A 13100-nucleotide genomic window follows, 5' to 3' on the forward strand; every position below is an offset into this window, starting at 1 on the left:
CTTCGGTCAGGTGATGCCCGCCTGGCCCTCCATCAAGGAACGTAGAGCCAGACTTCGATCGCCGTCGCGCCGGGGCCCAGGTGGTAGAGGAAGCCGCTGGGCGGATCGACCACCAGGATCGACCCGCTCGCGTTTGGGCACTCGACACCGGGCTCGAGCGCCGGGTGGATCCGAGACCAGGTCAAGGTCATCCCCGCCGTGTCCAGCCGGTAGAAGTCGGTCGTGGGCGTCTCAGGGCCCAGATAGCCCCCCAGGATGTAGATCCTCCCCAAAGCGGAGTTGATCGCGGCATCCGCGTAGGCGCGGGGCGATGGGGGCATGCCCGCGGCGGAGCGCGCGGACCAGGGACGGTCGACACTCGCCGCGTCCAGGCTCCAGAGGTCGTTCAAGTATCCGAACTCGTTCTGCCCGCCGAAGAGGAGCAGCTCGCTGCCCCCGGTCGCGAAGAGGGCGCAGCCCGCCCTCTCGGGCGGCTCGACGATGCCGGGCAGCTCGCCGCAATAGTCGTCGCCGGGTCTGTAGCTTCGGAAGTCGATCTTGTAGACGTCGGTCTTGGAGTCGACGCCGCGGAGCAGGTTGCGGCCTCCGCCGAAGCTGAAGAAGCTCCTCAGCAGATCCACCCATGCGGTCGCCGGCCCCTCGTGACTGCGGGTGGTTGGAGGTCCGTCCCCGGCGCAGGACCAGTCCCAGGAGAGGGTATTGCGGTTGAAGAACCAACTACCGTACGTGGTGCTCCAGGGGCTCCCGCCGTCCAGGTAGAAGACGCCGTCTCTAGAGGAGTAGGCCATCGCCGCCCGGTAGCGCGCCCCGGGCTGATGGAGCCCCGCGTAGTCCAAGTGAACCCATGAAGAGTCGGATGGATCGAACTCCCACAACTCTTGCTGCTCCGCGGGACTCGCGCCGCCTCCGTAGATGAGGATCTTGGAGTTGTCGGAATCCCAGGCGCCGGCATGCCCTCGCCTGTAGCCGGGCGCGACTCCGGAGACCTGGATCCGCCGCCACCCGCTCGTGTAGCCCGCCGTCTCGTTCGAGTATCCCGAGTATCCGGCAGCATTGTAGGCGCGCGCCCGGTACGTGTAGCGGCGTGCCGGCGCGAGGGGCTCATCGGTGTGCTCGGTGATGCCAGAGGAGACCGTGGCGAGGTAGGTGTACGAGGGATCTTGCTGACGCCTTCGCTCGATCTCGTAGCCGGCCACGATCCCCTCCGATGCGCGCCACTGGAGCTCGATCGCGAGGCCGCCCGCGCCCGCCTCCAGCCCTGACGGGGCGGACGGGGGCGAGAGATCCGTCATGACCGTGTCCGTCGCCCAGCCGGAGGCGACCGTGTCGGCCCCGGAGGCGAATCGATCGATGGCCCGGATCCGGTACTCATAGACGCGATTGACCTCGACCGAGGGGGCCTGAGCGGTCCTCGAGCTCCCCGAAATCGGATTGCCGGCGTAGGAGGCCCAGTCTGTCGTCTCGGCAAGACGGCTCTCTAGCTCGAAACTCTCGGGGTGATCTCCGTCGAAGATCCACGCGAGTTCGACTCCGATCTCGATCGGGTCCCAGAGTCCGGCGAAGGACGCGGGCGCAGGCGGTGGAGTCGCCCCCTCAGCCGTCTCGGAGTAGTCCGAGTGTCGCTGCCCCTCGAAGGCGCGCATCCGGATCTGATAGGTCGTTCTCTGGAGGAGATCGGAGACCGCGGCCGCCCTGAGGGAGCCCGGGACTGACGCCACCTCTTCCCAGGTCGTCTCTCCGTATCGACGCATCTCGATCTCGAATCCGTCCGGGTTCGACGCAGGGTAGCTCCACCCGACCTCAAGGGAAGCGGGCCCGGAGACGCGAGCTGTAAGGTCGCTTGGCGGCGGAGGCAGCGTCCGCGCGGAATAGGGCTCGCTCGGAGGAGACGGATCTCCATGATCGAGAGCCGATAGCTCGTAGTGGTAGGTCGTCCTGCTATCGAGTCCCGCGTCATCGTGTCCGCGCGCCGATCCGGCCAGGGTCGCGATTCTGACCCAGATGGGCTCCTCCGCGCGACGCCTCATCACGCGGAACGAGTCGGGATCAGGGCTCGGGTAGTTCCAGGAGAGGCGAATCGACGACTCGGAGAGAGTCTGCGCCTCGAGACCCGCCGGGGCTGGCGGCCATGTCCGCGCCTCGACCGGCGCTGTCGGAAGCGAGGGGAGCGAGTGGATCCGGGAGTAGTAGCGGTAGGTGTAGATCGTGCGGGGTTCGAGGCCCTGGTCCACGTACTGGCGGATCGTCTCTGGGACCCGGCCGACGATGAGCGGCGCTCCCTCCGGAGCCTGCCGCTCGATCCAGACCGAGTCGGCGTACCCGGCCGCCGGCGCGGCCCAGGAGCAGCGAATCCTGTCCGTCCCGAGCGCCTGCGCAGCAGGAAGGGTCGGCGGATCGGGAGCCAGGCCGACCGCGGAGGAGTAGGCCGGCGGGGAGACTTCCTGTCCGAGGAACGCCTGAACGCGATAGGTGTAGCGCCCCCCCGGGACGAAGGGCCCCTCGTCGAGGAAAGAGGTCACGTCGCGGGCGGTGGAAGCCACCGAGACGTACTCCCCCCCCTGAGGACCCTGGCGGCCGATCAGGAAGCCGTCTTCGTTGTTCGACTGGTCTGTCCATGCGACATGGATCCCTCCCAGAGGATGCCGTCCAGCGCTGACGGACGAGGGAGGATCGACTGTCGGTCGCCCGCGCACGAGAACCGAGTCGCTGAGGGCCGATTCGAAATAGCCGTTCAGCGACTGGACACGGTAGATCATGAACCCAGGCATTGTCCCTGAGCTCCATGGCCGGAACACAACCGAGGTCTCCGATACGATCGTGTCTCTCGGGGCGCCCTCGGACGGCCACCCGGCAACCCGGTAGCGGTGGTCCGGCCCGCCGCAAGGGCATGTCCACTGGATGGAGTGGCCGCGCGCGAGGGTCCCCGTCGCTTGCACCTGCTGCGGATAGAACGGGAGCATCGAGACGCGGACAGTCGCAGGATCCGGCCCGAGCGTGAAGGGGGCGCTCCCGCCGAAGTAGAGGTAACCCGGTTCGGGGGGGTCGGGCTCGCCGACGATCGCCCCTCGGGCGGCGACGCGGACGCTCGTGCTCTCCCCTTGGGGGATCTCCACTTCGATGCGGAAGGCCGTCTGCCCCTCGGCGACATCGGTCCCCGTCATGGCGAGCCTGTTCTCGACGCCGTCTCGAACGCGGTGCACCAGCAGATCGATCCGATCGATCTGCGGCACCGATGTCGCCCCCGGCCCGGGGGAAACGGGCAGGCTGTCCTTGGCCTCATCGGGCCAAATGAGGAGGACGGATAGCTGGCCGGTCGAGCTCGGGGGACGGGATGCGTCCTTGTCGCAGGCGGCCCATGGAATGGAGAGCGCGAGGATCCCGAGGAGGGACAACTTGAGGCGCGCCGCGACGGAGCCGCCGAATCTCGTCGCGAAGGAGATCCTGGAAGTCGCCGCGAGGGACGCGCGCGCAGCGCGCCCTCCATTGCAGGGCGCCCCGGGAAGCCCGGACCGCGGCGCTGCTCTTCCTGCCACTCACCCCTCCAGGAAGGGCTTCAGGCCGTCCATGCGGCGCTTGGCCGCCACGAAGTCGGGACTCGTCGCCACGGCGAGCTCGAACTTGCGGAAAGCGTCCGTGAGCCTTCCCTCGTCCATGAGCCTGACTCCCTCGCTATATGCGAGAGCAGCCTCCAGGGACTTCGTCTGGGGGCTTCCGAACTCGTGGCGGGTCTCCGTGCTCATCGCGGTCTTGGCGAGAAGCTCGTTGATGGCCATCTTCGCAGCCTGCCGCTCGACTTCGTAGAACTTGTCCAGCTTTCCCGTGACCCGGCCCGCCTTCATCACCTCGCCGGTCTCGGTGCGAACGATCCTGATGTCGAGGATCATCTCCTTCTTCATCGTGGTCAGCGAGGCGAACATGAGGCTCCCGGCTCCGAGCAGCTTTCCCGCTCGGGCGGCGGTCTCAGGATCGACCTTGCTCCCCGCCTGATGCTCCAGCTCGTCGAGGACGAACTGCAGCTTCTGGCGCTCCACGACGCGCAGGTCCCGGACCGTCTTCAGATCGGTGATGAGCATCTGCGCCAACCCCGGGCCCAGGGGAGCGATCCTCTCCGGCTGATCCATCGCGTTCACGTCGAAGTCGAAAACGGCCAGCACGGCCTCGCGCTTCTCCGCCGCTTCAACGGCCAAGAGGTCCATCTCCTTGCTGATCTCGTAGCACACTCGTAGGAACGAGGTGGGAACCGAATCGGCGTCGATCGCGATGTCGGGACAAAGCTTGTACATCTCCCGGATCTCGCGTCTCGCTTCCTCGTACGGCTCGGCTCCCTTGGCCACGTGGACCATGGCCGCGTAGAGGTGGGCCCGGGCGCGGTCCTCGGCGGACAGAGCGGGATCGGCGGCGTACGCCTGGAAGGCGAGGAGGGCTTCCGGAAGGTCGAGGTCGAGATAGTGCCGCAGACCCTTCTCCAGAGGGTCTGCGGCGGCCGATACGGGGGAGAGGGCTCCGCCGAGGGTCAAGACCAGGGCGAGCCCTGCGCCGGCAGCGATCTGCCGGCGCCTTCGGACGGCGATGTGCGAGGGGCGTATCATGGTTCTTCCTCCTCTTGCGGTCAGGATCTCCGCAGAACGAATCTGAGGCGCGCGGTCTTGCCTGGCTCGAGCGCGACGACCACGTCGCCGTCCTCGACGGGGATCCTGCGGCTGTCAAGATAAGCCAGCACCGGGCGCATCCCCGATCGTACGACGCTGACTCTCCTCTGGCCCGGGCCGACCACGATCTCCTTGGTCGTCTGCTCTCCGACCGGGCGGCCGTCGACCAGAATCGACGCAGCCACGAGGCTCGAGTCGGTATCCGTCGCCGAGACCACGAGCGTCACGCCCGGCGCGGTCCAGTCATAAGATTGCGGCTCTGCCGCGGGCGCAGCCGGTTGCGGTGACTGCCGCCGCTCAGGCGATGTCGGACGGCGGTCTTGCTGAGACTCCGCGCGGGTTGGAGTCGATCGGTCCGCCTCGCGAAGGCTCGCGGCCGGTGGCCCCTGCGGATCTTGGAGCGGTGGGAGATTCGCCGCGACGGACTGCTCCGCCTGGGCCGGGGCCCTCGGGAGGCTCGATTCGGGCGGCGCGGGCCGCGACCACGGCTCGAGCAGCAAGAGGACGACGACCACCGTGACCACGACGGCCAGGAGAACCCAGAGCCAGAACGGGACGCCCTTCTCGCGCCTGCCGCCGCCGATTCTCCGCAGTTCTTCGGGCGCGAAGTACTTCGTCTCGGCGCCCTCGGCGGGCCGAAGCCATGTGGGGTCGCTCCGCGCGGGAGTCTGGAAGGAGACCGGCGGAGGCGTGGGCGGGAACGCCTGGGGAGCGAGGGGGCGCTCCTGCTCCATGCGTGGACTCTTCGGAACCGCGCGGAGAGGCTGGGTCTCCGAGCCGGAGGAGACTGTGGGGGCTCGCGGGATCCGGTCGGCCGGACTCTCGGAAAGTTGGGTCTTCCCCGAAGCGGGGGCCGGCCGCTTCAAAGCGGCGATCGGCTCTGCCCCTCGGATCTCCGCCTCGATTCTCTCGATCGTTTCCGCGGTCTCCGCCATCCCCGCCGTGCGATCCGCCGGCTTCTTCTCGAGAAGCCGGGCGACAAGACCCGCCAGCGCCGGCGAGGCCCCAGGCAGGATGTCGGTGAGAGAAGGCGGTCGCTCGAATGTGTGCATGTTGCAGAGGCGCATCGGGTCCGCGTCGACGAAGGGCGGCCGCCCGGTCAGCATCTCGAAGAGGATGAGACCGACCGAATAGGCATCGGTGAGCGGCTTCGCGAATCCGGACCAGTGCTCGGGAGACATGTAGGTCGGCGGAGTGAGAAAGCCGCCGATCATGGTGAGAGCGGAGCGGTCAGGATCGGTTTGGAGGCCGAACCCGCACACGACCGCGCGATTCTCCCTGTCGATCATCACCGTCTCGGGCCGAAGATCCAGGTGAGCGAAGCCCATCGTGTGCCCGTACGCCATCGCGGATGAGATCTCCCGAGCGATGCGCAGGGAATCTGCAAGAGGCAAGGCTCCCGAAGCGAGCCGCTCTCGGAGCGTCCGCGAGTGGTCGGCCCCGACGAAGTAGGGGAGTCCGCGACTTGCGCCCTTGTCGATGATCCGATCGAGGCAGGCATGGCTGAGCCCGGACAGGAGCTCCACATTGCGGCGGAACTGATCGACCAGCGACGGAGCGGCCGCCAGACGCGGGTTCATGATCCGGACGAGGACGGCGCCGTGAACCGGGGAGGTTGCCCGGTAGAGATTGGCGACCGCCCCCCGGGCGCGCTCCTCCTCCAGGATGTATGGACCGTCGAAGGCCGGCAGAGCGCTCATCGGGATCCCTCCTCTTCCACCCCGGGATCGCGCCCGAGCAGACGGCGGGAGAGACGTCGCAGAAGGCTGGATGAAGCATGTCCCGCGGCTGCCGCCCCGGCCGTGTCCGAGGCGCTATCTGTCGCCACCCTCGGCGCCGCCTCGCCGCCGCGAGGGAGAGGACCTTCGATGACCCGGCCTGCCACGACCGAGACGTTGTCGCGCCCTCCCGCATCGAGGGCGCGCCGGATGCAGGCCGCCACGATCTGCTCCGCGTCGATCCCGTCCGACAGGATCACGCGGATCTCTTCCGCCTTGAGCTCGTCGGTCAGACCGTCGCTGCAGAGGAGCCAGATGTCCCCCCGCACTGCGGGTCCGCTTCCGTAATCGACATCGATCTCCGACTGCGTGCCGATCGCTCGGATGAGAATTCCATGGACCTGCCGCGCTTCGGCAGGGTCGAGGTCGATCCCCATCTGCTCGAGCATCCTGAGGCGCGTGTGATCCTCGCTGACCTGATGGAGTTCGCCGTCTCTGAAGAGATAGAGGCGGCTGTCGCCGACCGTGACGAATCGCGCCTCGCCCTCGCCGAGATGCAGCGCGACCAGCGTGCAGCCCATCCCATAGAAGTCCGTCTCGGCGCGCGCCTTCGCGTTGACGGCGCGGTTCGCCTCTCGCGCGGCCGTGATCATGGCCTGAAGGGGATCGGAGTCGGTCCCGGGCTGCGCGGCGGAGGCGCGACCCTCCTCGAAGGCCGCGATGAAGGTCTCGACGGCGATCTGGCTGGCCGTCTCGCCCGCCCGGTGGCCTCCCATTCCGTCGCAGAGGATAGCAAGCCCCTTCTCCGGCAGGGCGAGGACGGAGTCCTCGTTGTTGGTCCGGACCCTCCCCGGATCTGTTCCGAACGCCCACTCGACACGCATCGATCCGATCCTCGCGCCCTTGCCTGCGCCGGGACCTTGCACTAGTCTCAAGCGGCTCCGCAGCCGTCCTGGCCGGGGCCTGCGGCTTCACGGAGGCTGGATGCTACGACTCAACCTGCAACTCTATCGCGGTCCCAGCGAGCTTCTCGCGGATCGGACCTTCGAGCAAGAGACGATTCGGATAGGTCCCGATCCCGGCAGCGACCTGCCGCTTGCCGCGTCCGACCTGGAGATGCCCGCCCTCCTCGTCGAATACCGCCAGGGATCTTACAGGATCCGCGGCGTCTCGGCCCACGAGCATGTCCGCCTCAACCAGGCGAGACTTCCCGAAGGTCCGGAGGGCGCGATCCTCTCGCATGAGGATCTGATCACATTCGATCGCCACTCGATCGTCGTGCGCATCTACCAAGCCGGCGGGAGTGAGCTGGCGTCGCCTCTCTGGCTCTTGGGCGTGAGCGGCCCTCTCTTCGGCCTCTCCTCCGAGCTCCGGGCATCGACCATCATCGGAAGATCGTCGAAGGGTCCGAGCGAGGCCGACATCCAGATTCCGGTGAGCGACGCGAGGGACGAAGGCCTCTCGAGGCAGCACGCCCGCCTCACCTGGACGCCGGGGGACGTCGTCGAATTCCGCGACATCTCTAGGCATGCCGAGGAGATCGGATCCTGGCTCAACAGGAAGCGTGTGATGAGAGGGCAGATCCTCGCGGTCCGTCCGGGCGATGAAATCATGATCGGGCCGTGGGGACGCCACATCTTCCGGTTGGTCCGCGACGGGGAGTGGGACTTCCGCCCCCCGCGCCGCGTCCCCGCGGCGGCGATCGTTTTCGGAGGATGGATGGCGAGGGTGCTGCTGCCTCTGGCGGCCCTGCTTCTCCTCCTGGCCGGGGGCCTGTTCTTCTCTCTGCGGGAGCCCGATCTGGGGGGAGGGCTCGCGGGCGCGGGCCTGCTCGGCCTGATCTGGTCGCGCGTGCGGCTGGTGCGCCGGCGCCTCGCCGTCAGGAGCCAGGGGCGCAAGCTGGAGGGGCGGATCAGGGTCTGAGCGTCAAGTGGATCCTGCCCAGGATCCGGACGACCCGGACGGCCAGAGCCGCCGCCAGAAGGCGCGGCACCGTGATCCAGAAGAGCGATGCCCCGCACGCGACGAGAAGGGCCGAGTCCTCGATCAGCGAATGGCAGACCCCGATCGAGACGTTGAGATCTCTCAGCTCATCCGGGCGATACCGTCCCGGCTCCTTCGCCTCCTCCATGAGGAGCCCGGAGCCGTAGGCCAGACCCAGCACGGCGGCCGTGATCCATAGGAAGGCGACCGAATCCGCGAGGCCAAGGAATCGGAGCAGGGGACGCAGGACTCGCGCAAGCCTGCGGTAGACATCCCTCCGGCGCATCCACTCCGTGAGCAGCATGAGCCCGAGCAGGATCAGGACGATCTTGAGGATCAGCTCGCCCGCGCTGCGAGCCCAGCCGAGCAGGAAGGACTCGAGCGAAGCGTGGGCCGACATGACGGCGGCCGCCGTCGGCGCGGCCGGGGAGGACGGATCACCGCGCGCGAGCGCGAGCGCGGCGATCCATGCGAGGAGGGCCGCGGTCAAGAGACGCGCCAGGATCATCTGCCACCACGGCGTGCCGGTTCGATCCTGGACCGCCGACTCCACGACGAGATTGTGCGCCGTCAGGCTCAGGACCGCGAGGATCGTGATCTGATCGGCGGTGAGCGGAAGGACCGCCATGGCCGCCACCGCTCCGTAGATGCCGACGAGCCATCCGGAGACGAGCACGACGGCGGCCTCGCCCGGGATCCGCCAGATCTGCATCAAGGGCTCGAAGACGGCGCCGATCTGCCGGAGAACGCCGAGCCAATCGAGAACTCCCACTGCGAAGGAGAGAGGTAGGATGATCCTCAGGAGGAAGATCGAGGTCGAGAGACTCCGGGCCGCCGCCCGCAGGTAGCCGCTTCTCTGCTCGCCGGTGGCCGACACGGGGTTCAGTCTACGAGGACCTCGCAGTCACCGGCGACCTCCATCTTGAGCGTTTCGCCCGCCTTGAACGTCGGCGGCGATCCCTTGATGAAGAGTCCGATCAGGGCGACCGGGATCAGGATGACGGAGAGGACCCGGTGCCCCTTCCCCCTTCTCGTGAAGACGGGCCTGAGCGGGATCTCCGAGCCGTCGACGGCCAGAGCCTTTACCTCCTTGATCTCCGCCTTGCCGGCCTTTCCGAGCCTGCCCGAGGCCTCGAACTTCCCGATCTCGAGCGTCACCCTCGCGCCCGACTTGAGGACCTCCTTGCCCGCGACCAGCAGGGGCTCGGCGATCTCCCCCCGGATCGCGCCGCCCTCGGGCATCGTCGCAATCCGGACCCGCTCCGGGAAGCGGACCGTGACCGGCCGCCCTTCCCGCGCGATGACGCGGTCGGCGGCAGCGCATGGGGTGACCCAGAGAAGCAGGAGCGTCCAAGCGAGGAGCCACGCGGTTGTCCGCACGATCGGCGATCCGAGCGTCATGATCCAGAACCTCCTCACTGCAGGACCGGCATCTTCTCCTCGATTCCCAGGATCTTGAACTCGACGCGGAAAGGCCCATCGGGGGTCTCGAAGATCGCGTCTCCGGCCGCGCCGGCCTTCGCGGCATCGAAGAGCGAGAGCCGGCCCTCCTTGCGCCACTCGCTGATGGTCCTGATCTCCGCGGCGCAGTCGGCGTTGGAACTGAGATAGAGGACGAACGGCTGGCCGAGCTTCCACTGAAACTCCCCCGGGCGACCCTGCTCGTACTCGCTCGCGCGGGGGAGGCCCGTGGCGTCTCCCAGGTGAAAGTGGAACCCCTGGCGTGGCTGCCTCGTGATGTCCAGGCGGAGCGTGACGCCGGGGGCCTGGGTCCACTGATCGAGCTCCTTGAGGTAGTCGCGGGCTTTCTGGAGGTTCTCCGCGGAGCCCAGGTTCTTCTGGAGCCGCTCGCGCAGGTTCTTGGGAAGCGTGACGAGGTTGAACTGGGGATCGCGGGCGGCGCTCTTCTCGATCCATTCGGCGAAGGGCTCATCGCCGGCGAACCCTCCCCCGCCGGCGCCCGCCGCGCCGCCGGCACCCCCGCCCAGGCGGGGGAGGGAGAGGAACGAAGCCAGCGTGGGGAAGATCGTCTTCGCCTGCTGCCGGAGCGTCTGGATCGCGGCCTCCGACGTGGGAGGGTCCGGTAGAGCGAGGGCGGCCAGGGCCTCCTCGACGATCTTCTTCAGTTGCCTGACGCGAGCCCTGTTGAAGTCCTGCATCGAGGTCTGGTCGGAGAAGTAGGCGTCGCACGCCTTCTTGATGGTCTCGAGCGGGCCGGGAATGAGATAGGTGCTGAGCGAGAGGTCCTGAAGCGCGGACTGGATTGGGAAGTAGAGCGGGCTCCCGATTTGATCGCGGATCGCTTGCCCCTCCCTGCGACGGATCGGATCGAGGATCCAGCGCACGCGCCTGTCGATCTCCTTCGCCGCGCCGCCGCGCGCGACCATGGAGTTGATCTCCTCGATGCGGCTCTCGTCCCATCTGAGCGCGAGCTGATCGGCGAGGCGCCTCAGATCGTCACGCGCGCGGGGGCTTTTGCGCTGCATCCTCTCCAGGTCGGCGAGAGCGCTCGTGACGGCGGTCGTATCGAACGCGGCATTGACGCTCGGGAATGTCTCGTTGTAGGCGACCGCCTGCGCGTAGACGTACCGTTCCAGGGACGCCCGTCCGACCTGGGGAGAGAGGAAGCGAAGCCAGAGGAGCGGGAACCGGTCGAAGCTGCGGTAGGCCCGCACGGTTTCCTGGATCGTCGCGCCCCGGCGAGGAGCGGTCTGCCCCGCCCGCCAGAGGATCGCCCCGCTCCAGAGGCTCACGAGCGCGGCTCCGATCGCGCACGAGATGAGGGCCCGCCGCGCGCCGCGGCGCCTGCCCTCGATCCTCAGGCGGTCGCCAAGCCGCAAGACCGCCCAGCGGAGCGGCTCGCGCACCCCGACCGGCTTCAAGACGTCCGGGGGACGCTCTCCGCCCCCCTCCTCCACGATCGCTCCGCCGGTCGCGCTGACGAAGAAGATCTGGAATCCCCGGTCCATGTCGCGCAGAACGGGTATCAGCTCGCGGAGCCGGTTCAGAATCGCCCGCACGCTGTCTCGCCACTTCGGATTGCCCTGAAACTCCGGCTGGCTCACCACTTCCTCGATCAGATTCGCGACCGACAGATCGCGCGCGCGATCGAGGGACCGAGGGATCAGGACCGTCTGTGTGTCATCGCGAAACCCTTCGATCCTGTCCGCCTTGGTGATGACGAGCGAGACCGGAATCCTCCTCCTCCCCGCGTTTCCCGTCGCACGGGCGAGGAGGCTTCGATACGACGAGATCTGCGATTGGGCGTCGGCTTCCGACGCGAGCGTCGCGGGGTCGATGAGCAGGAGCATCCCCTCCGCCGCCTCGAGCCACTCGTTGACCTGCCGCTTGCGTCCCGCCTCCTCGTAGATCGAGACGTTCGCGCCCGGATAGTCGAGGATCGCCAGACGCAGCCTCTGGCCCCATCCCCCCGCCTCGAATGTGAAGGGTCGCACCGAAGTCGTGGGCGGAGGGAAGCGAGGAGTCTGCGGGGTCTCCGCTCTCGCCGGAGCCACGAGGAACCTGCGCGTCGTGCCGCGGAGCGATTCGATCACCGTCAAGATCTCCGCCGCCGTCGCGTCGTCATAGGCGCGGAAGACGGGATCCGAACCTTCCTTGCAGACCTCGTGGAGCATCGCGAGATAGACGGTCTTGCCGGCGCCCTGATGCCCGACGATTCCGAGGCCCGGGAGAGAGGGTTCGGGGGATGCCTCCGGCGCGCCGCCCGAAGGAGCCGCCTTCTTCGCCAGCTTGAGGGCCCCCTTGGCCGCTCCCGGCACCCTGGGTTTCCGGGTGAGCAGGGAGAGGAGGCTCATCTCGATCCCTCCCGCAGGATCTCGGAGAGGCGGCCCCTCTGCGCCGCGGCGTCCGAGCGCATCCTGCCGGCAAGGTCGGCGTGAATCAGATTCCAGATCACCAGCACCGCGAGCAGGCCGATGATCGACATGACCGTGTAGATCGTGTAGACGCTCCCACGGCCGCTCTCGCGCCGAACGGGAGCGGCCTCGGCCTGCTCCCGCCGGAGATCCTTCCTCGCGATCTCTATGCCGTGCTCGACCGACTCCCGCCATCCTTCCCTCTCCACGTAGCCGAGACGCAGGAGGAAGTAGTCGTGGATCGGATTGGCCATCGCCATGCGACGGAAGAAGCCCGAGTTGCGGAGGTTCTGCTCCAGCGTGCGGGGGCGGAGGTGGAGCGGCGTGCCCGGGTACAGGAGTCTGCGCCGCATCATCTGGAACAGGCACTCGCTCGGCGCGGATCGATCGACCTGCTTCTCGGGCAGGAAGTCGGGCCACGCGTCGCTCGGGTCCTGGTTGCAGATCGCCGCCATGTGCTCGAGGAGAAGCCATCGCAGGACGTGCGCCTCGCCGAGGCTCTTCGGCTCGAAGAGGACCGGGACCAGGTGGGCGCGGATGAACTCTCCGTCGGTCTTCCTCTCGCGCCGCCTCCCCGCGCAGAAGTTGTAGGCCAGACGGTGGGCGCGGCCTCGGTTCGCCTGGTACTCGAAGTCGATCGAGAGCAGGTGCGAGGCAAGATAGCGGAGCCCCGAGCGGGTCATCTCGCTCCCGGAGACGGCCTGGAAGAGGATCCTGTCCGCGTCGGCGAGTCGGTCGTCGGTGTCGAGGCCCGAGAAGAGCGACAGGACCCCGCGGTAGCGTTCCTCGAAGAGATCTGCCCGGAAACGTCCTCCGCCCGACTCGTACTCGTCGACGCTGGCGTAGAGGGCGTCGATCAGCGAGGGCATCGTCCG

General features: G+C 67.9%; 9 protein-coding genes. 1 reads left to right on the forward strand and 8 read right to left on the reverse strand.

Annotation, left to right across the window (positions count from 1 at the left end; genetic code table 11):
• Positions 1-32: 32 nt before the first annotated feature.
• Genes FJY88_02485 through FJY88_02500 form a run of 4 tightly spaced genes read right to left on the reverse strand, consistent with a single transcriptional unit; the run spans position 33 to position 7251 of the window.
• Positions 33-3533, reverse strand: a complete 3501-nt coding sequence (locus tag FJY88_02485) for a hypothetical protein (protein ID MBM3286206.1) — start codon at positions 3531-3533, stop codon at positions 33-35.
• On the reverse strand, positions 3534-4589 hold the full coding sequence (locus FJY88_02490; protein ID MBM3286207.1) for a hypothetical protein: 1056 nt from the start codon (positions 4587-4589) through the stop codon (positions 3534-3536).
• A 20-nt stretch (positions 4590-4609) separates the two neighbouring features.
• Positions 4610-6349: a hypothetical protein gene (locus FJY88_02495; GenBank protein MBM3286208.1), complete on the reverse strand. Its 1740-nt coding sequence runs from the start codon at positions 6347-6349 to the stop codon at positions 4610-4612.
• Positions 6346-7251 carry a serine/threonine-protein phosphatase gene (locus FJY88_02500; protein MBM3286209.1) on the reverse strand — a complete coding sequence of 302 codons (906 nt, stop codon included), beginning with the start codon at positions 7249-7251 and terminating at the stop codon, positions 6346-6348. The genes FJY88_02495 and FJY88_02500 overlap by 4 nt, the downstream gene beginning before the upstream one ends.
• Before the next feature lie 100 nt (positions 7252-7351).
• Between FJY88_02500 and FJY88_02505 the strand changes: the two genes are divergently transcribed.
• Entirely contained in the window at positions 7352-8290 is a 939-nt protein-coding gene (locus tag FJY88_02505; protein ID MBM3286210.1) for an FHA domain-containing protein, read from the forward strand.
• Here the strand turns inward: FJY88_02505 and FJY88_02510 are convergent.
• Genes FJY88_02510 through FJY88_02525 form a run of 4 tightly spaced genes read right to left on the reverse strand, consistent with a single transcriptional unit; the run spans position 8280 to position 13094 of the window.
• Positions 8280-9254: a hypothetical protein gene (locus FJY88_02510; GenBank protein MBM3286211.1), complete on the reverse strand. Its 975-nt coding sequence runs from the start codon at positions 9252-9254 to the stop codon at positions 8280-8282. The two genes, FJY88_02505 and FJY88_02510, sit on opposite strands and share 11 nt — an antisense overlap.
• On the reverse strand, positions 9233-9751 hold the full coding sequence (locus FJY88_02515) for a hypothetical protein (GenBank protein MBM3286212.1): 519 nt from the start codon (positions 9749-9751) through the stop codon (positions 9233-9235). Before FJY88_02515 ends, FJY88_02510 begins: the two co-directional genes overlap by 22 nt.
• Before the next feature lie 14 nt (positions 9752-9765).
• Positions 9766-12165: a GTPase domain-containing protein gene (locus tag FJY88_02520; GenBank protein ID MBM3286213.1), complete on the reverse strand. Its 2400-nt coding sequence runs from the start codon at positions 12163-12165 to the stop codon at positions 9766-9768.
• Positions 12162-13094: a hypothetical protein gene (locus tag FJY88_02525; protein ID MBM3286214.1), complete on the reverse strand. Its 933-nt coding sequence runs from the start codon at positions 13092-13094 to the stop codon at positions 12162-12164. The genes FJY88_02520 and FJY88_02525 overlap by 4 nt, the downstream gene beginning before the upstream one ends.
• Positions 13095-13100: the final 6 nt, after the last annotated feature.

The sequence above is a fragment of the Candidatus Eisenbacteria bacterium genome (genome assembly GCA_016867495.1).
Lineage (GTDB): Bacteria > Eisenbacteria > RBG-16-71-46 > CAIMUX01 > VGJL01 > VGJL01.